The organism is Mucilaginibacter yixingensis, from assembly GCF_041080815.1.
Taxonomy (GTDB): domain Bacteria; phylum Bacteroidota; class Bacteroidia; order Sphingobacteriales; family Sphingobacteriaceae; genus Mucilaginibacter; species Mucilaginibacter yixingensis.
Map to the genome: position 1 here is coordinate 1,012,075 of NZ_CP160205.1, position 25,155 is coordinate 1,037,229.

Annotated in this window: 22 protein-coding genes; 13 read left to right on the plus strand and 9 right to left on the minus strand. The window is 46.8% G+C overall.

The genetic code is table 11. The features are described from left to right. Window positions 1–177 precede the first annotated feature (177 nt). Window positions 178–1,173, minus strand: a complete 996-nt coding sequence (locus tag ABZR88_RS04235) for a fumarylacetoacetate hydrolase family protein (protein ID WP_107830001.1) — start codon at window positions 1,171–1,173, stop codon at window positions 178–180. A gap of 460 nt (window positions 1,174–1,633) precedes the next feature. Between ABZR88_RS04235 and ABZR88_RS04240 the strand changes: the two genes are divergently transcribed. The 5 genes from ABZR88_RS04240 to ABZR88_RS04260 all read left to right on the plus strand — a co-directional run bounded on the left by ABZR88_RS04240 (window position 1,634) and on the right by ABZR88_RS04260 (window position 6,042). Then, window positions 1,634–2,797, plus strand: a complete 1,164-nt coding sequence (locus ABZR88_RS04240) for a homogentisate 1,2-dioxygenase (protein ID WP_107830003.1) — start codon at window positions 1,634–1,636, stop codon at window positions 2,795–2,797. A gap of 118 nt (window positions 2,798–2,915) precedes the next feature. After that, window positions 2,916–4,055 (plus strand): 4-hydroxyphenylpyruvate dioxygenase, encoded by a 1,140-nt coding sequence (gene hppD / locus ABZR88_RS04245; protein WP_107830005.1) that lies wholly within the window; start codon window positions 2,916–2,918, stop codon window positions 4,053–4,055. 108 nt (window positions 4,056–4,163) lie between these two features. Next, window positions 4,164–4,823, plus strand: coding sequence for a DNA alkylation repair protein (locus tag ABZR88_RS04250; RefSeq protein ID WP_107830007.1), 660 nt, complete (start codon window positions 4,164–4,166; stop codon window positions 4,821–4,823). A 141-nt stretch (window positions 4,824–4,964) separates the two neighbouring features. Continuing rightward, entirely contained in the window at window positions 4,965–5,426 is a 462-nt protein-coding gene (locus ABZR88_RS04255) for a YciI family protein (RefSeq protein WP_107830009.1), read from the plus strand. Window positions 5,427–5,430: 4 nt separating this feature from the next. Next, window positions 5,431–6,042 (plus strand): YdeI family protein, encoded by a 612-nt coding sequence (locus ABZR88_RS04260; RefSeq protein ID WP_107830011.1) that lies wholly within the window; start codon window positions 5,431–5,433, stop codon window positions 6,040–6,042. A gap of 634 nt (window positions 6,043–6,676) precedes the next feature. On the opposite strand, the gene ABZR88_RS04265 is transcribed toward ABZR88_RS04260, so the two are convergent. The 4 genes from ABZR88_RS04265 to ABZR88_RS04280 form a co-directional block, all read right to left on the minus strand. Continuing rightward, entirely contained in the window at window positions 6,677–7,651 is a 975-nt protein-coding gene (locus tag ABZR88_RS04265) for a polyprenyl synthetase family protein (RefSeq protein WP_107830205.1), read from the minus strand. Between the two features lie 19 nt (window positions 7,652–7,670). After that, window positions 7,671–9,806, minus strand: a complete 2,136-nt coding sequence (rnr, locus tag ABZR88_RS04270; protein ID WP_107830013.1) for a ribonuclease R — start codon at window positions 9,804–9,806, stop codon at window positions 7,671–7,673. Between the two features lie 210 nt (window positions 9,807–10,016). Further along, window positions 10,017–10,529, minus strand: a complete 513-nt coding sequence (locus ABZR88_RS04275; RefSeq protein WP_107830015.1) for a hypothetical protein — start codon at window positions 10,527–10,529, stop codon at window positions 10,017–10,019. 8 nt (window positions 10,530–10,537) lie between these two features. Next, window positions 10,538–11,602, minus strand: coding sequence for a M20 family metallo-hydrolase (locus ABZR88_RS04280; RefSeq protein WP_107830017.1), 1,065 nt, complete (start codon window positions 11,600–11,602; stop codon window positions 10,538–10,540). A 284-nt stretch (window positions 11,603–11,886) separates the two neighbouring features. Between ABZR88_RS04280 and tyrS the strand changes: the two genes are divergently transcribed. Beyond that, complete coding sequence (gene tyrS / locus ABZR88_RS04285; RefSeq protein WP_107830019.1) at window positions 11,887–13,170, plus strand: tyrosine--tRNA ligase; 1,284 nt, start codon at window positions 11,887–11,889, stop codon at window positions 13,168–13,170. A 329-nt stretch (window positions 13,171–13,499) separates the two neighbouring features. Here the strand turns inward: tyrS and ABZR88_RS04290 are convergent, their stop codons facing one another. Continuing rightward, window positions 13,500–14,165, minus strand: coding sequence for a basic secretory protein-like protein (locus tag ABZR88_RS04290; RefSeq protein WP_107830021.1), 666 nt, complete (start codon window positions 14,163–14,165; stop codon window positions 13,500–13,502). A gap of 28 nt (window positions 14,166–14,193) precedes the next feature. Further along, window positions 14,194–15,375 (minus strand): acyltransferase, encoded by a 1,182-nt coding sequence (locus ABZR88_RS04295; RefSeq protein WP_107830023.1) that lies wholly within the window; start codon window positions 15,373–15,375, stop codon window positions 14,194–14,196. 142 nt (window positions 15,376–15,517) lie between these two features. Between ABZR88_RS04295 and mtaB the strand changes: the two genes are divergently transcribed. The 4 genes from mtaB to ABZR88_RS04315 are packed head-to-tail and all read left to right on the plus strand — an operon-like array spanning window position 15,518 to window position 19,273. After that, window positions 15,518–16,837 carry a tRNA (N(6)-L-threonylcarbamoyladenosine(37)-C(2))-methylthiotransferase MtaB gene (gene mtaB / locus ABZR88_RS04300; protein WP_107830025.1) on the plus strand — a complete coding sequence of 440 codons (1,320 nt, stop codon included), beginning with the start codon at window positions 15,518–15,520 and terminating at the stop codon, window positions 16,835–16,837. Window positions 16,838–16,865: 28 nt separating this feature from the next. Next, the gene (locus ABZR88_RS04305; RefSeq protein ID WP_107830027.1) at window positions 16,866–18,044 is read left to right on the plus strand and encodes a prolipoprotein diacylglyceryl transferase; all 1,179 of its coding nucleotides are present in this window, start codon (window positions 16,866–16,868) and stop codon (window positions 18,042–18,044) included. Next, the gene (locus ABZR88_RS04310) at window positions 18,031–18,516 is read left to right on the plus strand and encodes a GtrA family protein (RefSeq protein ID WP_107830029.1); all 486 of its coding nucleotides are present in this window, start codon (window positions 18,031–18,033) and stop codon (window positions 18,514–18,516) included. The genes ABZR88_RS04305 and ABZR88_RS04310 overlap by 14 nt, the downstream gene beginning before the upstream one ends. After that, window positions 18,485–19,273 carry an inositol monophosphatase family protein gene (locus tag ABZR88_RS04315; protein WP_107830031.1) on the plus strand — a complete coding sequence of 263 codons (789 nt, stop codon included), beginning with the start codon at window positions 18,485–18,487 and terminating at the stop codon, window positions 19,271–19,273. The genes ABZR88_RS04310 and ABZR88_RS04315 overlap by 32 nt, the downstream gene beginning before the upstream one ends. Window positions 19,274–19,517: 244 nt before the next feature. Here ABZR88_RS04315 and ABZR88_RS04320 read toward each other — a convergent pair whose 3' ends face one another. Both ABZR88_RS04320 and purB read right to left on the minus strand, forming a co-directional pair. Then, window positions 19,518–20,066 carry a NifU family protein gene (locus tag ABZR88_RS04320; RefSeq protein ID WP_107830033.1) on the minus strand — a complete coding sequence of 183 codons (549 nt, stop codon included), beginning with the start codon at window positions 20,064–20,066 and terminating at the stop codon, window positions 19,518–19,520. A 163-nt stretch (window positions 20,067–20,229) separates the two neighbouring features. Next, window positions 20,230–21,576 (minus strand): adenylosuccinate lyase, encoded by a 1,347-nt coding sequence (gene purB / locus ABZR88_RS04325; RefSeq protein ID WP_107830035.1) that lies wholly within the window; start codon window positions 21,574–21,576, stop codon window positions 20,230–20,232. Window positions 21,577–21,920: 344 nt separating this feature from the next. On the opposite strand from purB, the gene ABZR88_RS04330 reads away from it, so the two are divergent. From ABZR88_RS04330 to ABZR88_RS04340, 3 genes are all read left to right on the plus strand, one after another. After that, window positions 21,921–22,535 (plus strand): TetR/AcrR family transcriptional regulator, encoded by a 615-nt coding sequence (locus tag ABZR88_RS04330; protein WP_107830037.1) that lies wholly within the window; start codon window positions 21,921–21,923, stop codon window positions 22,533–22,535. Between the two features lie 75 nt (window positions 22,536–22,610). After that, window positions 22,611–23,987: a TolC family protein gene (locus ABZR88_RS04335; RefSeq protein ID WP_107830040.1), complete on the plus strand. Its 1,377-nt coding sequence runs from the start codon at window positions 22,611–22,613 to the stop codon at window positions 23,985–23,987. A gap of 34 nt (window positions 23,988–24,021) precedes the next feature. Further along, window positions 24,022–25,140, plus strand: coding sequence for an efflux RND transporter periplasmic adaptor subunit (locus tag ABZR88_RS04340; RefSeq protein ID WP_107830207.1), 1,119 nt, complete (start codon window positions 24,022–24,024; stop codon window positions 25,138–25,140). Window positions 25,141–25,155: the final 15 nt, after the last annotated feature.

Here is a 25,155-nt window from a genome sequence, read left to right on the forward strand (position 1 = left end):
TCATGCTGAGGAACGAAGCATCTCTGTGGATGTAAATAGTGAGGCTTGTTCTCAAAGATGCTTTGCTATCGCTCAGCATGACAATATTAAATATCCTGTAAATCCTCAAGACGGCGAAGCCCTCTTGAGTGCCTATTAAAAACAATCAGACACAAGGAAAATTCGGTACGTCTCGGTTCACTTCTTCAGGCCCAGTATAGACCACTCAGTATCCTCCTTTGTAATCACATTGGCCAATACACCCAGGCCGGTAATATCCATCTCTACCAGATCGCCAGGCTGTAGCCATTGTGTTTGGTAGTTAGGATCGTTAAGCAGGCCGGTACCATTCAGTTCCAGGAAGCATCCCGTGCCTACCGTGCCCGAGCCAATCACGTCGCCCGGCAATACATCGCAGCCGTAGGCACAACGTTCAATAATCTCGGCAAAGGTCCAGTCCATATCCGCCATATTACCGCTAGATACGCGGATGCCGTTAACCGTGCAATTCATTTCCAGGTTATAGCTGTTGCCCACATGCCCGGGTTTGGTGGGTACTTTATAAGGCTCCAGTTCATCGGGTGTTACCAACCACGGACCAATCACCGTACTGAAATCCTTCCCCTTCGCAGGGCCCAGGTTCAGCAACATTTCTTCCATTTGGAGGGTTCGGGCGCTCATATCATTCATAATCATATAACCGGCAATGTAGCTGTCGGCTTCGGCAGCACTAATGTTGCGGCCCTTTTTATTGAGTACCACGGCTACTTCCAGCTCAAAGTCCAGCTTCTGGAAATGGTCTGGCATGCAGGCAATTTCGCCCGGCCCCTGTATGGCATTATGATTGGTAAAATAAAAGACAGGATATTGATCAAACTCTGCAATCATCTCCACCTTCCGATTGCGCCGGGCTGCTTCTACGTGCTGCCGGAAAGCATATCCGTCCCGACATGATGCAGGGTGGGGCACAGGCGCTATCAGTTCAAAAAATAGCTCTTCTTTGGCCGCTAGTTGCCGGTCTAAAATAGCCTGGTTAATGCGTTTGGCACGATCCATCAGCTCATCGCCGCCCCACAAAAACTCGTTCATGTTGTCGGGGATCAGCTTATCGCAGGAGTTGAGGTTATAAATGTGGCGGCCCGCAAAGATGCCCAGATGCTCGCGGTCCTCGGTTTTGTAGGATACAAGTTTCATAAGTGATAATTGGTATAAGTAAAGCTAATGGTTTTGAACCATGATTAAACGGATTTTTAAGATTTGCAGGATATTAATCAATTGATTACGTTGTAGACTCGTTTTGCCGACATACTATTAAATCCTGTAAATCTTAAAAATCCTTTTAATCCCGGTTGATAAAAGCTATGCTTGCATATTAAATTTAAATCAATTAACTTCGTTCTTATGATCGTTCGCGCCATCCTCGGTTTCTATTGCTCTATGGGCCTCTCGTCCATGAGTGGGGCCGCGCTTTTTAGGGATGCCGTGCTCTCTAAGATCATTCTTGCGCAGCATTCGCGTTGATTTGTTGTTGAAGGGTTTGTACGTTTTACTAACCGTAGCATTCGCGAAACCTTTAACGTTTTGGTTCGTTTAAATATTAACCAGTTAACCATCGTTGCAACTTTATAACGTTACAACATTTCAACAGTCAGTTATGCCCATTTATCATACATTGGGACAAATTCCGCCGAAGCGGCATACACAATTCCGTAAGCCTGATGGTGGATTGTATGCCGAAGAACTGGTGTCGACCCAAGGTTTCTCCAGCGTCTACTCGCTGGTATACCACTGTCATCCGCCTACTTTGGTTAAAACGCTGGGCGAACCTTATTCGGTAGAGCCGGTTATTGCGAGGGCCAAACACCTCAAGCATACCAGTCTGCTGGGTTTCAATGTGCACCCGCATGATGATTACCTGCAAAGCCGCAAGCCGGTGCTGGTTAATAATGATCTGCATATCTCGCTGGCTGCGCCACGCAAAAGCATGACTGATTATTTCTATAAGAACAGCCAGGCTGATGAGGTGATCTTTGTTCATGTAGGTTCGGGCGTGCTGAAAACAGGTTTCGGGCAGATCAAATTTGGCTATGGCGATTACCTGGTAATCCCTCGCGGAACCATCTATCAACTAGAATTTGATACCGAAGATAATCGCCTGTTTATTGTTGAAAGTTTCGGACCGATTCGTACGCCCAAACGCTACCGTAATGAGTTGGGGCAGTTGATGGAACATGCGCCTTATTGTGAGCGCGATATCCGTCGACCGTCAGACCTGCAAACTATCGACCAGCAAGGCGATTTTAAAATACTGATCAAAAAACAAGGACTCATCTATCCGTACATCTACGGCAATCATCCGTTTGATTTTATAGGGTGGGATGGCTACCATTATCCGTGGGCCTTCTCCATTCATGATTTTGAGCCGATAACCGGTCGCCTGCATCAACCGCCGCCGGTGCATCAAACCTTTGAGGGGCACAACTTTGTGCTGTGCTCATTTGTGCCGCGCAAGTTTGACTATCATCCGTTGAGCATACCTGCACCATACAATCATAGCAATGTGGACAGCGATGAGGTGCTGTATTATGTCGATGGCGATTTTATGAGCCGCAAGAATGTAGTGAAAGGGCAGATCACCCTGCACCCGGCGGGCATCCCGCATGGGCCGCACCCTGGTTCGGTTGAAAAATCAATTGGCAAAGAGGCAACTGATGAGTTGGCTGTGATGATAGATCCGTTCCATCCGCTGCAATTAACTGAAGATGCGTTACTGATAGAAGATCCAAATTATTACCATAGTTGGGCCGACCCCTCCTAACCTCCCCGAAGGGGAGGCACCTATAAGAAAACAAACAAAGCATGAATAGCACCTTACCCCTTGACCACCCTCTCCTTTAAAGGAGGGGGCCGGGGTGAGGCAAAAATGAAGAACGAAAATGCAAACGTCACATAAAGAAGCCCACGCCCTCGGGGAGAGTTTGGGAGGGGTTGACTTTTTGCCTCTCAACGGTACCGACTATGTGGAATTCTACGTGGGCAACGCCAAGCAGGCGGCTCACTTTTATAAAACAGCCTTCGGCTTTCAAAGCCTGGCCTATGCCGGGCCGGAAACCGGCGTGCGCGACCATGCATCGTACGTGTTGCAGCAGGGCAAGATCAGGCTGGTACTTACATCGCCACTCCACTCAGACCACCCCGTTGCCGAGCACGTAAAAAAGCATGGCGATGGGGTGAAAATATTGGCCCTTTTGGTCGACGATGCTTTTGACGCCTTTGAGCAAACCACCGCACGCGGCGCGCAACCCTACCAAAAGCCGCAAACTTTTACCGACGAAAACGGCGAGGTGCGTACCAGTGGCATCAAGCTTTACGGCGAAACCGTACATCTGTTTGTAGAACGCAAAAACTACCGAGGCATTTTTTTGCCAGGCTACCAGAAATGGGAAAGCGAGTATGCGCCTGCAGACACCGGCTTGCTCTATGTAGACCATTGCGTTGGCAACGTAGGCTGGCACAAAATGAATAACTGGGTTAGCTTTTATGAGGATGTAATGGGTTTCCGTAACATCCTGACGTTTGACGACAAGATGATTAGCACGGAATATTCTGCCCTGATGAGTAAGGTGATGAGCAACGGAAACGGCTTTGTAAAATTTCCCATCAATGAACCTGCCGAGGGTAAAAAGAAAAGCCAGATTGAAGAGTACCTGGAATTTTACGAGGGCGAAGGCGTGCAGCACCTGGCCCTCGCCACGCACGATATTGTAAAAACAGTAACCGATCTGCGTAGCCGTGGCGTGGAGTTTTTAAGGGTGCCGAACACCTATTATGAAGATCTGCTGGACCGCGTTGGACACATAGACGAAGACCTGGAACCGCTGAAACAACTTGGCATCCTGGTTGACCGTGATGACGAAGGCTACCTGCTGCAGATCTTCACCAAACCGGTAGAAGACCGGCCGACGGTATTCTTTGAAATTATCCAACGTAAGGGCGCACGTTCTTTCGGAGCAGGTAATTTCAAGGCGTTGTTTGAGGCCATAGAACGCGAGCAGGAAGCTCGCGGCAATTTGTAAGCTTTTGTAACTATTAACTGATCTATATCAAGGAAAGAGCCGGGGCGAGCCCGGCTTTTTTCGTTTAGGTATTTGTGGTAAGTTTACCATCACTAACCTATCCGAAGTATGACCGTTCAGGAAGTTATTACCCATTTCAAAGAGCAATCATCGCCCGCATATCACGCTGGCATGGCGCGCTTTGGTATAGATAGTTCAAAGGCGTTGGGTGTTAAGCTGCCCATTATTCGTAAGCTGGCTAAAAACATCAAAAAAGATCATACGCTGGCAATGGAACTATGGGAGACCGATATCCATGAAGCAAAAATTCTGGCTACGCTGATTGCCGATCCGAAGCAATTAACGGAAGCACAAATGGACCATTGGACCCACGGTTTTTACTCGTGGGATGTGTGCGACCAGGCTTGCGGTAACCTGTTTGTTTATGCGCCATTTGTGCTGGATAAGGTGTTGGAATACACCACCTCAGAGCACGAATTTGTAAAACGTGCGGGCTTTGTGTTGATGGCAGAATATGCGGTACATCAAAAAAAAGCTGACGACCGTATCCTGATCTCATTCCTCCCTATTATAGAACGCGAAGCCTGGGACAACCGTAACTTTGTAAAAAAAGCCACCAACTGGGCATTGCGGCAAATAGGTAAGCGCAACACCATGCTGCGAAAGGTGGCTATTGATTGTGCTGAGCGGATTTTGGAGCAAGATAGCAAAGCGGCAAGGTGGATTGCTAAGGATGCATTGAAGGAGTTAAGCCCCCTAACCCCCTGAAGGGGGAACAACTGTGCTAGCCCGTTCAAGCGTCTGCGCTTGAACGAAATAATAAATTTTAGCGTCCACGCTAAAATTATGGGGCATTCAAGGTTGCTTGCTAAAGCTTATATTTGATATACACTCGTTTAAACTATTATCATGAAAAAGTTCATCCTTCCGCTATTGCTGGCTTGCTTTACGCTGCTTGCTAAAGCTCAAACTCCAAATCCTAATTATGATGAAGCCTTGGCTAAGAAGTTGGGTGCCGACGATTACGGCATGAAAAAATACGTCATGGCGTTCCTGAAAACCGGGCCGACAAAGATTGAGGATAAAGCCAAGCTAGCCGAGATACAAAAGGCTCATCTCAAAAACATCGGTAAACTGGCAGATGAGGGCAAACTGGTTGTAGCTGGTCCGTTTATGGATGGGGGTGAGGTAGAAGGCATTTTTATTTTTGACGTAAGGACGATTGAAGAAGCTCGCGCACTCACCAATACCGACCCGGCCATACAAGCGGGCGTTCTAACCATGGAACTGCGCCCGTTCTATTGCTCTGCAGCATTAAAAGAAGTAGCAGCAACGCATAAAAAACTAGCCAAGAAGAATTTTGCCGATTAAGCTTATGGGAAACTTTGATATCCGTTTTGATACTTACATTGATAAAGCGGCGCCCTTTGCGCAACCGGTATTAATTCATCTGCGTCAGTTGATCCATCAGGCGGTGCCAGAGGTAACCGAGGGTTTGAAATGGGGGCACCCACATTTTGATTATAAAGGTCCGTTTGTGAGTATGGCTGCCTTTAAACAACATCTGGGTTTCAACTTTTGGAAAGCATCGTTGATGGACGATCCGGATGGGGTTTTCGTTAGAGGAGAAGAAAAACATTCGGCCGGTAACCTGGGCCAAATTTCCAGTCTGGCAGATTTGCCGCCGGATGATGTATTGATAGCCTACCTCAAAAATGCGGCAGCACTAAATGATGCCGGCAAAAAAGTAGCGCCCAAGAAACCGGCAGGTACTCCAAAAGCAGAACTCGTTTTTCCGGAGGATCTGATGGAAGCCCTGGCACAAGCTGGCGCATTGGACAACTTTGAAAAGATGAGCTACACCAACAAAAAAGAATACCTGGATTGGCTAACCGAAGCCAAAACCGATGCCACACACCAGAAGCGCCTGCAAACTACAGTAGAGCAGGTGAAGGAGGGGAAATCAAGGCATTGGAAATATCACTAAACCCCTCCCAACCTCCCCGAAGGGGAGGAGTAAAGAAAGAATAGCGGGTGTCACCCTGAGTTCCGTCGAAGGGTGTGAGGGCTAAAATAACCAACTATGCTTTGATAAGACTGATATGATAAAACAGAGGCCGTCCGCAATTACTCGCGGACGGCCTCTGTTTTGTTAATAGGGTTGACTATTGGCCTTCGACGGAGCTAAGGATGACAGCCTTTGCGCTCTTTTTATAAACATAATACTAATGTCGTCGCTCGGCTCCAGTCCACAAGTGTTGGGAGGACGAAAACAAAGCGAGGGCTGAGCGATTCCCCTCTTGAGAGGGGTGGAGGGGTGTGTCCTTTGTGCGTGCGAAATGACACACCCCTGCAGCCGCACATTCAACGCGCCCCCTCTCAAGAGCGGATTTTAGCTCATCCCAACACCTGTGGGCTCCAGCCGATTGACCGCTATCCCGCGGCCTCTGGCCGCCGTGGCTAACTGACTTGCATACGCCGGCCAGAGGCCGTAAGATAGTCGTCACTCGCGAAGACGCGAGCGACTGCATCACGATTAGACAAACAACAAAGGTCCGCTTTTAGCGGACCTTTGTTGTTTGTATTTTTATCTCCTCCCCCTCGGGGAGGCCGGGTGGGGTTTAATACTCCCTCACCATCAAACTATCAGCAAACATACGCAGGTACTGCTTGTTCTCAGCGGGCAGATTAATGGCATCCAGCGCGGCGAAGGCACGTTCTGCGTAAGTGGCCATGGCATCGCTGGCCAGAGTGCGGATGTTGAGGTTGTTGTAAATGCCGGTTACCGCCGCTACTTTGGCCTCAGCATCAAACTCAGTAGCTTTGATCCACTGTTGCAGTTCGGTTGCATCGGTACCTGCAGCCAGCTCCTGGGCTTTTATCAGCAGGAAGGTTTTTTTATTGGAGATGATATCGCCGCCTACCTGCTTGCCAAATTTATCAGGATCGCCGTAAACGTCCAGAATATCATCCTGCAGTTGGAAGGCAATACCCAATTGCTCGCCAAAGGTGTAAAGCAGGCTGGCATCGGTTTCGCTGGCGCCACCTATAATGGCGCCTATTTTAAGTGCTCCACCCAGCAATACAGCCGTTTTCAGACGAATCATATCAATATATTCTTCGGCCGATACATCGCTGCGGGTTTCAAAGCTCATGTCAAATTGCTGGCCCTCGCAAACGCCGGTGGCGGTCTCGTTAAAGATGTTCATAATGCGGCGCAGTACCGCGTCAGGCACCTGTAGCATCAGCTTATTGGCTTCCACCATCATGGCGTCGCCGCTTAATATGGCTACATTCTGGTCCCAAAGCTCGTGCACGGTGGCTTTGCCACGGCGCAGGGGGGCCTTGTCCATAATGTCGTCATGCATCAGGGTAAAGTTGTGGAATACTTCTATTGCCAATGCCGCTTTAACCGCTTGCTGTACATCGCCGCCAAAAATATCGCAGGCCATCAGCAGCAGCGCAGGGCGCAAGCGTTTGCCGCCCAGCGACATAATGTAGGTAATGGGCTTATATAAATCGGCCGGTTTTTCGGGGTAGCTTAACTGGCCAACCGCATCATGTATCAGGTCTTGTAATTCTTCGAGGGTCTTCATCAAAAATCGTGTGCCGCGCTTAATCCTGTATCAGCGTAAAATCTATTTGTTTTTTGGTGAGGTCTACGTTTTTAACTTTAATGCGCACTTCGTCGCCCAGTTGGTATACCTTCTTTTTACGCTGGCCAATAATGGCGTAGTTTTTCTCGTCTAAGGTATAAAAATCATCTGCAATATCGCGCAGGCGTATCATGCCCTCGCATTTATTTTCAATAATCTCCACATACATGCCCCACTCGGTAACGCCCGAAATGATGCCGTTGTAGATGGTGCCGATCTGATCTTTCAGGTATTCGGCCTGTTTATATTTCACCGAGGCGCGCTCTGCATCAGCTGCTTTTTTCTCCATAGCCGAGCTGTGTTTACACAGCACCTCATAATGCTCTGCATTGGCTGATTGACCGCCATTTAAATAATGGAACAACAAACGGTGTACCATCACATCCGGGTAACGACGGATAGGCGAGGTAAAGTGCGTATAATGATCAAAAGCCAAGCCATAGTGACTGCTGCTTTTGGTGGTATAAATAGCCTTCGCCATGCTGCGGATGGCCAGGTGAGTAAGTACGTTTTGTTCTTTTTTACCCTCCACATCCTCCATCAGGAAGTTGAGCGAGCGGGCAATCTCTTTATCGCTCTTGGTGTTGATCTTATAACCAAAACGGGCCGCAAATTGTGCAAAGTTGCCCAGCGTTTCGGGGTTTGGCGCATCGTGCGTGCGGTAAACAAAGGTGTATTTGTTTTTGCCCTTGCCCTTTTTGCTCACAAACTCGGCCACCTTGCGGTTGGCCAGCAGCATAAAGTCCTCAATCAGTTTATGGGCATCTTTACGCTCTTTTACATAAACGCCAATGGGTTTACCTTTTTCATCAAGCTTGAATTTTACCTCGGTGGTTTCAAAGCTGATGGCGCCATGTTTAAACTTGGCTTCGCGCAGTTTGTAGGCCAGTGCGTTCAGGTTCAGTATTTCTTCGGAGTACTCGCCTGCCTGGTCTTCAATAATTTGTTGTACCTCCTCATAAGTAAAGCGGCGGTCTGAGTGGATGATGGTTTTGCCATACCACTCGTTCACAATGTGGGCCTGCTCGTCCAGTTCAAACACAGCGGCAAAGCACAGTTTGTCTTCATGTGGACGAAGGGAGCATAAGCCGTTGCTCAGGCGTTCAGGAAGCATCGGGATCACCCGGTCTACCAGGTAAACCGAAGTTGCGCGCTCATAAGCCTCTTTATCCAAAGCTGAATCTGGGATGATGTAATGACCCACATCGGCAATGTGTACACCTACCTCAACGTTGCCGTTCTCCAGCTTGCGGTAGGAGAGGGCATCGTCAAAATCTTTGGCATCAAATGGGTCGATAGTGAAAGTCAGTGTTTGGCGGAAATCGCGGCGTTTGGCAATTTCTTCCGAGCTGATCACGTCTGGTATTTCTTCGGCTTCACGCTCAACTTCGGCAGGGAACGACAGCGGGAAACCATAGTCGGCCAGAATGGCGTTCATCTCGGTATCGTTCTCGCCCTGCTCGCCCAGTACATGTTTTACGCGGCCGACCGGATTCTTGGCACCGGCAGGCCAATCGGTAATTTCGGCTACAGCCTTGATACCGTTGTGTGCGCCGTTCAGCTCGCTAAGCGGGATGAATATATCGTGCATCATCTTCCTGTCGTCTGGGATCAGGAAGGCATATTTGTCAGAGGTTTTGATGATGCCCGTAAACTCCATACGTGCCCGCTGGATGATCTCAATGATCTCGCCCTCTTTGCGGCGGCCTTTGCTTTTGGCATATACGTATACTTTCACACGGTCGCCATGCAGTGCGTTGCGTAGTTTACGGGGAGCAACGAAGATGTCGTTCTCGTCCTCATCGTCAGTCACAATAAAGGCCGAGCCATCGGCAGTCATATCCACCTTGCCTTCCACAAAAGTTTTCAGCTCGATGAGTTGGAACTTGCCGGGCGACAGCTCTTTCAGTACGCTTTTAAAAGCCTCGTCTTTCAGTATCTCGAGGATCACCTGGCGTTGTTCAGGATCATTTATATTAAGGGTAGCAGATACCTGCTTGTAGTTCAATGGGTTATTTCCGGTCTTCTCAAAAACGTCCAGCACCATCTGGGTGAGTACGGCTTTTATAGAAGAGTTGTTTTTCTTTCTAGACATAGATTTTATTAATGAGCGCAAAGATACATTTTAATCATGTGCGAGTATGCAGCTGCGCGGATGTGCAAATGGTTTATGATTGTTTGAAGATAAACAATAAGCGACGATAAATGTGTGGGTGTTTGGGAATATCTGGCAGGAGCCACAAATATGTGGCTCTACAAGAAAAGGCAATAAAAGAGTAGAGCCACATATTTGTGGCTCCTTATATCATGGTTTTTGCAAAAATGACAATGGGTCTGTAAGACGAAGAAACCGCCGCTCATTAATTGACCAGCGTAAACTGAATATAGAAGCCCCGGCGACATAACAGCCAACTACGCAAAGGCCAAATAGGGCGGTCAATCTTCCTAAACCCTTTATTGCTTCGGGTAGCCCGATAAAATAGAACATATCGAAAGCAACCGGCGTAAATAACATTGCGCCAAACAAAAGGCCACCGGTCTGAAAAACAAATTTTCCGTACCCGCTTTTGCGCGTCAACTCCCATTTTTTTACAAAAGATGCGTTACGTACATCTTTAAAAGTGAGTCCTTTTGCTTTTAACGCTTTATAGCTTTTATATCTGGCTAAGCAGCTGAATGCGACTATCAGGCCGATGTAGCCAATTAGCAAAATGTTGCCTAGCCACGGGTATTTGGAAGATAATAGCCAAAGAAAAAAGCCGCATCCAAGAGCGACTTTTTCCGAATTATCTTTAATGTATTTAATCAGTTGTTGCACTGGGTTAACTATACAATCGCTTCCAGCATCTTAATATAAATCTCAATCCCTTCACGAATCTCATCAACAAAAACAAACTCATCTGCTGTGTGCGAACGGGCAGAATCGCCGGGACCGATTTTTAGCGACGGGATATCCAGCAGCGATTGATCGGACGTGGTGGGCGAGCCGTAAGTATTTCTGCCCAGGGCGATACCAGCCTGAACTATTGGATGTTGTTTATCAATTGACGATGGTTTCAGACGGATAGAGCGCGGTTTAACCTCGCAGGTAACATGCTCGCGGATGATGTCCAGCACTTCCTCGTTACGGTACGCATCCGTTACGCGCACATCAACCGTAAACACACAGCTTGCTGGCACCACATTATGCTGCGAGCCGGCGTTGATGATAGTCACCGACATTTTTACTGGGCCAAAAACCTCGCTCTCTTTCGGGAAGCGGAAATTGCGGAACCACTCGATATCTGTTAACGCTTTATAGATGGCATTCTCACCTTCTTCGCGTGCGGCGTGACCAGCTTTGCCATGGGCGGTGCAATCCAGTACCATCAGTCCTTTTTCGGCAATAGCCAGGTGCATCTGGGTAGGTTCGCCTACAATGCCAAAGGCTAGGTCGCCTAGGTCGGGGATGATAAGTTCGAGACCGTTAACACCCGAGATTTCTTCCTCGGCCGTGGTGGCCAGGCAGAAATTATATTTCAGATCAGCACGATCATAAAAATGCAGGAATGTAGCGATAAGCGATACCAGGCATCCGCCGGCATCGTTACTGCCCAGACCATATAAAATGCCGTCTTCAATAGCCGCATCAAACGGATCGCGGGTGTAGCCCGAGTTGGGTTTTACCGTGTCGTGATGCGAGTTAAGCAGGATGGTTGGTTTTGCCGGATCAAAATGCTTGTTGCGCGCCCAGATGTTATTGAGCTTGCGTTCGGTTTTTATTCCCTGCAGATCCAGGAAATGTTCAATCACATCCCCGGTTTTGTCTTCTTCGCGACTAAACGAAGGGATGCGTATCAACTGTTGCAGCAGGCCCACAGCCTGACCGTGTAAATAATCAATGTTTGCCATAAGTATAGGCTGAAGCCCGAACAAATATAGAAAAACGGATGAACCAAGAGCAAAGGATTTAGAACCAGGATTTAACGAATTTTTAGGATTTGCAGGATTTTTATATTGATCACAGGGAACACAGAGATCAAAAGCTCATTTTACGCTACGCTTAGTGTTCTTAGTGATTTAGCTAAGACGATGATATGTATCCTGTAAATCCTAAAAATTCGTTAAATCCTGGTTCTTAATTCTGTTTCCCGACTTTTTTTATCTTTGCCCTTCAAATATTTACTCTTACTAAAATGAATTTTGTTGAAGAACTGCGCTGGCGCGGAATGCTGCATGATATAATGCCCGGAACCGAGGATTTACTGAATAAAGGTATGGCTTCTGGTTATATAGGCTATGATCCAACAGCAGACTCGCTGCATGTGGGCCACCTTACCCAGATCATGACGCTGATCCATTTTCAGCGCGCAGGTCATAAACCATATGCCCTGGTGGGCGGCGCAACCGGCATGGTGGGCGATCCATCAGGCAAATCTGCCGAGCGTAACCTGCTGAGCGAAGATGTGTTGCAACATAACCTGGCCTGCATTAAAGAGCAGCTGTCAAAATTCTTGAATTTTGATTGCGGTGCTAACAGTGCCGAGATGGTGAATAACTACGATTGGTTTAAAGATTTCAGTTTCCTGCACTTCATTCGTGATGTAGGCAAGCACATCACTGTAAACTATATGATGGCCAAAGATTCGGTTAAAAACCGTTTGAATGGCGATACCGGTATGAGCTTTACCGAGTTTACTTATCAGTTGGTGCAGGGTTACGATTTTTACTATCTGTGGAAACACCACAACTGCAGCTTGCAAATGGGTGGTAGCGACCAGTGGGGCAATATTGTAACCGGTACAGAGCTGATCCGCCGTAAAGACGCGGGCGAGGCCTTTGCGTTGACTACCCAACTGATTAAGAAAGCAGACGGCACCAAATTTGGTAAAACCGAGGGCGGCAACATCTGGCTCGATCCGGCTAAAACGTCACCATATCAGTTCTTCCAGTTCTGGTTAAATGCAAGCGATGCCGATGCGAAAAACTTTATCCGCATATTCACACTGCTGGATAAGGAAACTATCGAGGCAATGGAAGCTGAGCACGATGCGGCACCGCACTTGCGTGTATTACAAAAAGCGCTGGCAAAAGATATCACCATCCGTGTACATGGCGAGGCAGAATACGAAAAGGCTGTTAAAGCCTCAGAATTTTTATTCGGCAACACCGGTATCGAGTTCTTGAATGAGCTGACCCATAACGAAGTAGTAGGCTTGTTTGATGGCCTGCCAAACTTCCAGATCAGCAAAGCCGATCTGGAAGCGGGCGTAAACGTAGTTGATCTGCTAGCCGGTTTAACCCAGGTATTCCCATCAAAAGGTGAAGCCAAAAAGATGATTACCGCAGGCGGTGTATCGGTAAACAAAGCCAAATTAACCGGTGTAGAGCAGGTGCTTAATAACGAAAACCTGGTTGCAGGCCGTTACCTGGTGCCTCAAAAAGGTAAAAAGAATTACTTTCTGATTGTGGTGGAGTAACACCCCATCTCAGCCACCCTCCCAAGGGGGCCTTCGGGCCGAAGGGGAGGATATATAGAAAAAACAAGAAAGGTTCGCATTTGCGAGCCTTTCTTGTTTTTTTACCTCGCAATCGCTCGCCTCCGGGCTACGGGCGTTGGGAAGACGAAAGCAAAGCGAGGGGCTGTGCGATTCCCCTCTTGAGAGGGGTGGAGGGGTGTGTCCTTTATACCAGCAAAATGACACACCCCTACAGCTGCACTTTCCAACGCGCCCCTCTCAAGAGGGGATTTTAGCTCTTCAAAACGCCTGTAGGCTGAAGCCAAGCATCTGCAAGCACATGAGACATATTATACTGCCGGATCAGCGGCATACGCTTTCCATAACTCATCCAGTGTTTTACCGGTAATGGCCTCCCATGAGCCTGCAGTATAGCTATGATTCCGCAACTGCTCGTCCAGCGCTTTAACGGTGCCTTTCTTTACATGCTTTTCAATCCAGGCCAAAAAACGGGCGGTTACGCGGTAGCCGTTTGAATAGTTTTGGCTGGTTTTAAATTCGGGCAGCACCCATTTGGCGGCCTGGTTGTTTACGCCGAATTGGTAGCGCGCATAATCTGCAATGCCTTCGGTTAACCAGCCCGGGCCAACGCTACGGCCGTAGTTTTGTACAATGTGCATTACCTCGTGGGTTATCACGTCAATATCTTCGGGATGCGCAATTATCCAGTTAGCGTTAAGGCGTACCCGTGCATGGCCGGTGGCAGCAACGCCTGTGTAAGCGGTGTCCAGCATCAGATACACAGTATCAGCAGTGTTTTTGTTATATGCTTTAGCCAGTTTGGGATAGGTCTGGAAGAAGGTGGTAATCAATCGTACCTGCTGTTTCAGGTCAACTTTGGGATCGTTATTGGCTACAATCAGCGTATAGCCTTTCTTTTTAAATGTTAGGGGTTGTTGCGCAACGGCGCCAATAGAGAGCAGCAGCGCCATTACAAATAGGACCTGTTTTTTCATAGTGGCGCCAAAGTTAGTTTTTTTGGCGTTATAGCGGACGGTCCGGTTGTTGCCGGGCGGCGCCGAGCGGACTATTCTTCGGTTGGTTTTTTTTGAACCGTTTGGCAAATGATGCCGACGGACGCTCTACATATTTGTTAAATAACCATGCGATTAATAAGCTGCTCAAAAAGCCAAGGCAAAGAATTATTCCAAGAGATAAGCGATTAATCAAAGTGCAATATAAAAAGCCTATTACCGGTATGTGCACCAGGTACAAACTATAGGATATCTTTCCTAAAAACTGTGGCACACGGGCGTTAAGCCAGCTGTTTTGCGATAGATGCAGGGCCGCAATAATTATATAACATGATGCCATGGTGGTAACACCTTCGCCCAATACCATAGCTATGTTTTGTTTCATGGTGCTGGTGCCTTTTAGGTGATAGGCAAACCAGGTAGAAGCCGGATCTGCATAATTATATAGAAGCAGGGCAGTTATTAAGTAGCCGAAAATTCTACGCGAGGATAGTTTGCCATACCAGGCACTAATGTCAGCGCGATATTTAGCAATGGCGCCGCCAGCTACAAACATGTAAGCATAGTAAAGCGTATAGCTATACCCATTTAAATAACCTCGGCCTGTAAACCATAAATTGGTTATGGCAATACAGCTTATACACAACAATGCCAGGCAAATAAGAAATGCTTTTAGTTTTGGTTTGTTTAGCAGGAGTAGAAGCAATGGAAACAAAACAGACACCCGCATTTCATGCACCAAAGACCAGATCGCACCATCAAATAAATTGGTGTTATAATCGCCAATCATAAAAAGGTGCTGTATGAAATCTGAAAACGTAACGGGGAAATTCCATGCAAAGCTTATCCACGGTGTGCTTATATGGGGGTGGCTTGATGCCATTAATATCCAACTTAAAATAATTGCGCCTATAAAGGGCACATAGATCCTGCAAATGCGTTGAATCAGGAATTTTTTGTAACTGTAATTTTCATTATCTCCATATTGGTAAACCAAAACAAAGCCGCTTAGTACAAAGAAAAATACGACGGCCGAGTGCCCTGAAATTAAAAGAAAAAGCGTTTTATGGATATAAGTTTGGACGCTTAAGCCATTACTAAGATGCGTAAAGACTACTATTAAAGCGGCAATGCCTCTTAATGCATCAAGCGCTTTAAAACGGGGCTTTTCTTTATGACGAAGCAGGGACATCTAATGATAAAGGTGTATAAAATATGGCGCAAAATGAAAAAAATCATCCAGGCCTTTACTTGCTAAATGACAATAGGTTAACCTTTTCTGCCATTGAAAGCAACTGACTTAATCAACAAAAATCCGTATCTTTGCCGGCTGAATGAATAAGAAGGTTGCATTTTATACGCTGGGCTGTAAGCTCAATTATTCGGAAACATCGTCTATTGGTCGCCTGTTTACGCAGGCCGGTTATGATACGGTGGAGTTTACCGACACGCCCGACGTATTTGTAATTAACACCTGCTCTGTTACCGAGAACGCCGACAAAAAATGCCGCAAGGTGGTAAAAGAGGCGCTCAAAGTATCGCCTAATGCTTACGTAACCATTGTGGGTTGCTACGCGCAGCTGAAACCAACGGAGATTGCAGAAATCCCTGGTGTGGATATGGTGCTGGGCGCGGCAGAGAAATTTCAGATTGTTGATCATATTACCGACTTGACCAAGCAGCCAAAAGCGCTGGTTTATAATCAGCCGGTAACAGAGGCTAATCAGTTCATCTCAGCCTTTTCTATTGGCGACCGCACCCGTACGTTTTTAAAAGTGCAGGACGGTTGCGATTACTCTTGTACTTTCTGTACCATTCCGCTGGCCCGTGGTGCCAGCCGCAGCGATACCATTGAGAACGCTGTTAAACAGGCGCGTGAGATTGCCGCCAGCGGTGTAAAAGAAATTGTGCTTACAGGTGTTAACCTGGGCGATTTCGGCATCCGCAATGGCGAACGCGAAGATAAGTTTGTTGATCTGGTAAAAGCACTGGACGAGGTGGAAGGTATCGATCGTATCCGGATCTCATCTATCGAGCCCAACCTGCTGACCGACGAGATCATTGATTTTGTGGCGCAGTCAAAACGTTTTGTGCCGCATTTTCATATCCCGCTGCAATCAGGTAATAACAAGATTTTGGGTCTGATGCGTCGCCGCTATCGTCGTGAATTATATGCTGATAGGGTAGCTAAGATCAAGCAGGTAATGCCCGATTGTTGTATTGGTGTAGACGTAATTGTTGGTTTCCCTGGCGAGACCCGCGAGGATTTTGTCGATACCTATAACTTCCTGAACGATCTGGAGATCTCTTACCTGCACGTATTCACTTACTCTGAACGTGAAAACACGCCAGCGGCCGAGATGGACGGTGTTGTGCCCGGCTCAACCCGTGCCGACAGTAGCAAGATGCTGCATATTCTGAGCGATAAAAAACGCCGCGCTTTTTATGAAACCCAACTAGGCCGAAGCAATGAGGTATTATTTGAGGGCGATATTAAAGACGGGTTTATGCATGGCTTTACCCGCAACTATGTAAAGGTAAAAGTGAAGTATGACCCGGTGTTGGTTAACGAGCTGAAAACAGTGCATTTAACAGCTATTTCACACGATGGTGATGTAGAGATTACAGAGGCCGCCGAAATATTGAGCCATTAATTAATATATTCGTTGCAAATTTTACCTAATGTTTCCAACCCTTTCTTCGCTCATTAAATATTTTACCGGTTTAGATATTCCGTTGCCTTTTCAAACTTTTGGCTTTTTTGTGGCCATTGCGTTTATGGCAGGATATTGGGCTTTTGGTAAAGAGTTTCAGCGGAAAGAAAAGCTGGGTTTGGTGCATGCCTTCAAAAAAACGGTTACCGTTGGCCAGGCGCCTTCAATGGCAGAGGTAATTGGTAATGTTATCTTCGGTTTTATTTTAGGTTATAAACTGCTTGATGCCGTGTTTAACTACCAGATACTGGTGCAAGACACGCAGGCTTTCTTGCTATCAACCCGTGGTAATTTTATTGGCGGTATTTTGGGCGCTGCCGGCATGGGCTACTGGGCCTGGTATGAAGCTAAAAAGAAACAATTGCCTAAGCCAGAGCAACGCGAGGTAACCGTACATCCGCATGAACTGCTGGGAGTTGTTTTGCTTTGGGCGGCTATTGCCGGTTTGGCTGGTGCCAAGATATTTGATTGTTTGGAGAACTGGGATCGATTTATAGCCGCGCCTATTGAAAATCTGACCAGCTTTAGCGGTTTAACTTTTTACGGAGGATTGATTTGTGGCGGCGCTGCCGTTCTATATATTACCCGCAAGCATGGCATCAGGCCGCTGGTGATGCTGGATATTGGCGGACCAGGCATGATGCTGGCTTACGCAGTTGGCCGTATTGGCTGCCAGATGGCGGGCGATGGCGATTGGGGTATTGCCAATCTTAACCCTAAACCCAACTGGTTAAGTTGGTTGCCAAACTGGATGTGGAGTTTTAACTATCCGCATAACGTAATTCATGAGGATGAGGGCAACCTGATCCCGGGTTGTATAGGCAATTTCTGTAACGCGCTGAAAGTGCCGGTTTATCCAACGCCTTTCTATGAGTGTGTTAGCTGCATGCTGCTTTTCCTGATACTGTGGGCCATTCGCGACAGGATCAAAGCGCCGGGTATGATGTTCGGTATATATATGATAATGGCCGGCGTAGAACGCTTTTTTGTAGAATTGATCAGGGTGAACACTAGGTATCATTTATTTGGTCTTTCATTTACCCAAGCCGAAATGATATCGTTGTTTTTGATAGTGGGTGGAACCATGCTCATCATCTATAGCCGTAAAAATCCATTAAAATTTAAAACGACTCATGGAGCTGCATAAAAAAGGCCAGTCGTTTCAGGAGGAGATCATCCGTTTTGTGCTTTCTGCCGGGATGGGGTTTTTGGTTGATAATATTGCCTACTTTATTTTATATCGAAATGTACTGGAGCAACCCACGTATGAGATATTTGGGCACGCTTTCAGAAACTCAACGGTGTCGCTTTTTATCTCCTTCTTTATGGGGGTGATTGTCAATTTTTTGATGACCCGTTATATCGTGTTCACAGAATCGCGCACCAGTTTTTCTAAACAACTTTTCCGCTTTTTAAGTGTGGCTTTTCTGGGCTTTTTTGTAACCGTATACCTGCTCAATTTCATTATCAGCTATTTTCATTTTTACCCGCCGGTAGCACGCGTTACGGCTATGCTGAGCCTGTTTTTTGCCAGCTTTTTTGTACATAAAGTATTTTCATTCAGTTTATCTATAAGAAACAAACACCATGCTACAGCAGATACTCCCGCAAGTAGTTGAGATAGCCAAAGAGGCAGGCGCATTTATCCGTCAGGAGCGTCAGAAATTTGATCCCGCAAACATAGAGTACAAAGGCTTGAACGATATGGTATCATACGTTGACAAGCAGGCCGAGCAGATCATCGTTCGCGGATTGGAAAAAGTGTTGCCCGAGGCGGGGTTCATTACCGAAGAAAAAACAGTTACTAAAGTAGGAAAGCATTATAACTGGATCATTGATCCACTGGATGGTACCACCAATTTTATTCATGGTGTGCCTGCTTTTGCCGTAAGTATCGGTTTGCAGCAAGACGATGAACTGGTGCTGGGTGTAGTTTATGAAATTAACCTGGATGAGTGTTTCTACGCTTGCAGTGGCTCGCCAGCCTATTTGAACGGCAAAGAGATTCGCGTGAGCGCTCCAACCAAAATAGCCGATAGTTTACTGGCTACCGGTTTCCCATATTACGATTTTAGCAAACAGCAGCAATACATCAACCTATTTACCGAACTGATGCAAGGCTGCCACGGCCTGCGTCGTATAGGCTCAGCCGCGGTTGACCTGGTTTATACCGCCTGCGGCCGTTTCGAAGCGTTTTATGAGTATAACCTCAACGCCTGGGATATTGCAGCCGGTGTAGTGATTGTGCGTCAGGCTGGCGGCGATGTAGTAAACTTTAGCGGCGGCCAGGAAGTAATGAACACCCGTGAGCTGTTAGCTACCAACGGCAAGATTACCGAAGAAATGCTGGGGGTGATTAATAAGCATTTTAATTAGCCTCATGTCATTTCGACCAACGGGAGAAATCTTAGACGTTTGACATATTCTTAAGAAAGGCATGGGGGCTAAGATTTCTCTTCCGCACCTACGCGCTTACCTCCCCTTGTGCTCATCGAAATGACATCGAGAATATAAATCGAGAATATAAATCGAGAATATAAAAAGAGAAGGCCGGTTGATCATTAACCGGCCTTCTCTTTTTATATTGATCAAACTAATCTTTGATCTTTCAATCGTTCAATTACATCGCTTCGCTCACCACTTCCTGTACCTCTGGTACCATGCGTTTCAGCAAGTTCTCGATACCGGCTTTCAGGGTGATGGTTGATGATGGGCAGCCGCTGCACGAACCGCGTAGCTCTACGGTTACCACACCTTCGTTAAATGATTTATAGCTGATGGCACCACCGTCTTGCTCAACAGCAGGACGCACATAATCATGCAAAATCTGCTGAATTTTGATCTCAGCTTCGGTGCCTTCAAATGTTACTTCTTCATCAATATCTTCTTTAACCTTCAGCTCGCTTTCAACGGCACCTTTTACAAACTCTTTCAGTATGGCTTCGATGTCATCCCAATCGGTACCTTCGGTTTTGGTAACCGTAACAAAGTTGCTGGCGAAGAACACACCATTTACAAAGCTGAATTTGTACAGCTCTTTAGCAAAAGGTGAGTGCTCGGCGCTCTCTTTGGTAGCATAGTCGACACTACCGTTAATCAGCAACTTATTCACGATGAATTTCATGGTTGCCGGGTTAGGTGTCGATTCGGTATATACGTTGATGTTCATTTGTGTACAAATTTAATGGATAGAACAAATGTAGCCAGTTTTTTAATAACTGTATTCACCCTATTCTGTTTTGACCTGTGAATGACGGTGCCCCTAATCCTCATAAATGGCGGAAATTATTAAGCAAGGGGCACGATACTCCCCCTTTAGGGGGCCGGGGGGCTTAAACCCCCGTATAATTCCCCGGTGTAATTGCTTTCAATTCTGCCTTCACGGCATCGCTTACTTGCAACGTTTCCACAAACTCAGCAATAGTGGCTGCGTTTACGCGAGTGTTGGTACGGGTCAGTTCTTTCAGGGCCTCGTAAGGGTTAGGATAAGCTTCGCGACGCAGGATGGTTTGGATTGCCTCTGCAACTACTGCCCAGTTGGCTTCCAAATGCGCGTTGATGGCATCAACATTCAATAACAATTTGTTTAGACCGCGCAGGGTTGATTTGATAGCGATGATGGTATGAGCAAACGGCACGCCAATGTTACGGAGTACGGTGCTATCAGTCAAATCGCGTTGCAGGCGAGAGATAGGTAGCTTGGCAGCCAGGTGTTCAAATACTGCGTTAGCCAGGCCCAGGTTACCCTCGCTGTTCTCAAAATCAATAGGGTTAACCTTGTGCGGCATGGCTGACGAACCAACCTCGCCAGCTTTAATGCGCTGTTTAAAATAGTTCATGCTGATGTAGGTCCACACGTCGCGGTCAAAATCAATCAGGATATTGTTGATGCGTTTCAGGGCGTCGCACTGAGCAGCAAAGTTATCGTAATGCTCAATCTGCGTGGTGTATTGTGAGCGGCTCAGTCCTAATTTCTCATCCAGGAATTTGTTGCCGAAGGCCTGCCAGTCGGTAGCTGGGTAAGCTACGTGGTGCGCGTTAAAGTTACCGGTGGCACCGCCAAATTTGGCAGCGTGCGGTACTGCGCGCAGTAGTTCAACCTGTTTGGCCAGGCGCTCTACAAACACCATAATCTCTTTACCCAAACGGGTAGGTGAGGCCGGCTGACCGTGGGTGTGTGCCAGCATCGGGATGTTTTTCCATTCCACGGCCAGTTCTTCCAGTTTGCTAATCAAGCCGGCAATGGCTGGGTAGTACACGTTGTCCAGCGCAGCTTTGAAGCTGTACGGAACGGCGGTGTTGTTAATATCTTGCGATGTCAGGCCAAAGTGAATAAACTCTTTGTACTCAGCCAGGCCCAGTTCGTCAAACTTTTGTTTGATGAAATACTCAACCGCTTTAACATCGTGGTTGGTAGTTTTCTCAATGTCTTTAATGATCTGCGCGTCCTGCTCAGAAAAATTTTGATAGATGGCCTGTAACTTTTCAGTCAGCGAGGTATCAAAGTTTTGCAGTTGCGGTAGCGGGTGCTCATATAGCGCTATGAAGTATTCAATCTCCACAAACACACGGTATTTGATCAGCGCAAATTCAGAGAAATAGGCGGAAAGATCTGCAGTGGCATTGTGGTAGCGGCCGTCTACCGGAGAGATGGCCATAAGCGGTGAGCGCATTGACATAAGCTTTTTGAAATTTTTGGCAAAGGTAGCGTTTTGTGCCGAAAGTTCGTAAGATGGTTTGTAACATGGGTTTATCAGCCATAACGATGGGTTTCAAACCATCGTTATGACGGGATTTTAGATCGATACACAGCCGAAGCTAGCACAAGGATGACCTTGGCCTCGCGCGATTCCCCTCTTGAGAGGGGGCAGGGGTGTGTCCTTTATGCAGTTAATGTAGTATAACTAACTGCCTTAGTGTCACCTCTCCCAGCCAACCGCCCTCCCCACATTACCCCAATATTAATTTTATACGGAAACTTTGAAATCAAAAAATGTTTCCATAGTTTTGACTCGGAAAGTCAATGGGTCAAATAGAAAGAATATTGAACGGTAGCCTGGAGCTTTTTTTTAAAGCCGGCATCAAGAGCGTGACGATGGACGACATTGCCCGCCATTTGGGGATCAGCAAGAAAACCATCTATCAGTTTTTTGCTGATAAAAATGAGTTGGTGGTGGCCCTGGTTAAGAAAAAACTGAAGGAAGATCAGGACGAGATGTGCGCCATTATGAACAAGCCGGCCAACGTGGTTGAGCAGATGGTGGATATGATGAAGTGTTCTGAAGAGATCTTCTCTCGCGTTAACCCAGCGGTGATACATGATATGCAGAAATATCATCCCGATGCATGGCAGGTATTTCAGCGCTTTAAAACAGAGGTGGTGGTGAGCACTTTTGAAGAGCTGCTAACTAAAGGAAAAGAGCAGGGATATATCCGTGCGGAGGTGGATGAGAAGATTATGGCCCGCATGCGTATGGCACAAGTAGAGATGGGGTTTGATCCGTCGGTATTTCCCATGGCAGAGTTTAATCCGTGGCGGGTGCAGCAACAGTTCCATGAGCATTTTAACTATGGCATCTGTACGCTGGAAGGTTATAAACTATTAGAAAAATACAGAAGTAAAGATTCGGCAGCGTAATTGCTGCTGACATAGGGTTGTCATCTCATCCCTGCAATTTTGAACAAGTTTTCCTATACATAACAAAATATATACATGAGAAAAACAATAATGACGCTGATCTGGAGCCTGGCCATAGTGCAGGCAATGGCGCAGCAAGCGCCGCCGGCTAACGCTACCACGCATAGCTTTAGCCTGCAGGATTGCATTAACTATGCCTATGAGCACCAGGACTCGGTAAAGAATGCCACCCTGGATGTAAAAAGTGCCGACTACAAAGTGAAAGAAACCATCGGCCAAGGCTTGCCTCAGGTTAATGGTTCTATTAGTTTTCAGGATTATACCCGCGCACCTGCAACTGTTGGTCCTGATTTTGCAGCCTTCACCACTGGTAAACCCATTGATCCTAAAGCACCACTGGTAGTATACCCTTTTGGTGCGGTACAGTACAACAACACTTATATGGCCAAGGCAGATCAGTTGTTGTTTAGTGGTACCTTTTTGGTGGGATTAAAGGCTGTTAAAACTTTTAAAGAACTGTCGTTGCGCAGCCTAACCCGCTCCAGAATTGATGCCAACATAGCCGTAACCAAAGCTTACTATCAGGTGCTGGTGGGTAATGAGCAAATTCGTTTGCTGGATGCCAACATTAACCAGCTAAAACAGCAGGTAAATGAAACCACTCAGAGCAACAAACAGGGCTTTGTAGAGAAAATAGACGTAGACCGCATTTCGGTTCAATATAATAACCTGATTACTACGCGCGAGAATACCGTGCGCGGCCTAACGCTTTATAATGCCATGCTGAAGTTCCAGATGGGTATGCCCATCAGCGATGAACTGATGCTGACCGATAAATTAGTAGACGTGAACCTGGGTGATGCCGGTCTGGCCGACAAAAGTCAGGATTCATCAGTTTACCATAACCGTATTGAGTATGACTTGCTGCAAACCAACAAACGTTTGAATGAACTGGATGTATTGGCCAAAAAAGCCGAGTTTTTACCAACCGTAACTGCAAATGCTGCTATGGCTACCGTTTTTCAGGAGAACCAGACCAGGCTACTCTATAAAAACAATTATCCGTTTAGCTATATCGGTCTAAATATCAATATCCCCATCTTTAGTGGCGGTCAACGTATCAACCAGTTAAGACAGAAGCAGATAGAAGTGCAAAAGGCAGACAACGCGTTAGAAGGCGCTCGCAACGCTTTTGCGCTACAAGCAACATCAGCAAGGGTGAGTTTTGTAAATAGTCTGCAATCACTCAACAACCAAAAGCGTAACCAGGAGTTGGCTAATGAAGTGCTGCGTGTATCAAAAATCAAGTATCAGCAGGGGGTAGGTTCAAGTATTGAGGTTACGCAGGCGCAAACCGAGTTAGAAAGCTCAGACAATCAGTATATCCAGGCGCTGTATGATGCGCTGATCAATAAAGTAAACCTCGATCAGGCTTATGGCCGCATCAAATAACCCGCAATCATCAACATCACACAAACACATTAACATGAAAAAGATATTATACATAGCACCATTACTTCTGCTGGCCGCTTGCGGTCCCAAGCCGGCTGCTAACAATAAAGAGCAGGCCAAGGCCGAACTGGAGAAACTTAAAAAACAACAAACAGAACTGAACGAGAAGATTGCCAAACTACAAGCACAGATAGGTGCCGGCGATTCATCAAAAGTGACAGATGTAAGCACACTGGCAGTTAAATCCCAGTCGTTCACAAACTACGTGCAAATACAGGGTAGCATTGATGCCCAGGATAACGTAACCGCTTATCCACAGGCTGCCGGTACTATTACTGCCATCAACGTAAAGGTTGGTCAGCATGTGGGCCGCGGCCAGGTACTGGCTCAATTAGACAATAGCGTATTGAGACAACAAATTGCCCAGGGCGAAGCGCAGTTGAGCCTGGCAGCAACCGTTTATCAGCGTCAAAAAGCACTGTGGGATCAAAAAATTGGCACCGAGGTACAATACCTACAGGCCAAAAGCAATTATGAGGCCGGTCAGAAACAATTGGCCGCTGCTAAAGAGCAAGCCGCTATGTACACCATCAAATCGCCTATCAACGGTACAGTAGATCAGATGGATCTTAAACTGGGTCAAGTGGCACAACCAGGCCAAACCGGCATCCGCATTGTAAATGCTGATAACTTGAAAGTGAAAGCTAACGTACCGGAGTCATATTCAGGCCGCATTAACGCAGGCGATAAAGTAAAAGTGCTGGTTCCGGATGCTGCCGATTCTGTTATGGCAACCGTAACCTTTGCTGCTAAAGTGATCGACCCTGCATCGCGCAGCTTTGCTATCGAGGTAAAACTACCGGGCCGCAAAACCCTGCGTCCTAACATGACTGCGGTATTAAAAATTGCCGATTACAACGCTCCAAAAGCCATCGCTATTCCGGTTAACGCTATCCAGCGTTCTGAGAATGGTAGCTTTGTTTTTGTTGATCAAAACGCCACTGCGAAACGCGTTGCTGTAACACTGGGCGCTACTTATGGCGGTTTGACCGAAGTTAAAACCGGTTTAAATGGCGGCGAGCAGCTGATTACCATGGGCGCCAGTGAGGTAGAGGATGGCGACAAAATAAAAGTTATTCAAGCCGTTAATTAAATCAACCCTTAAACT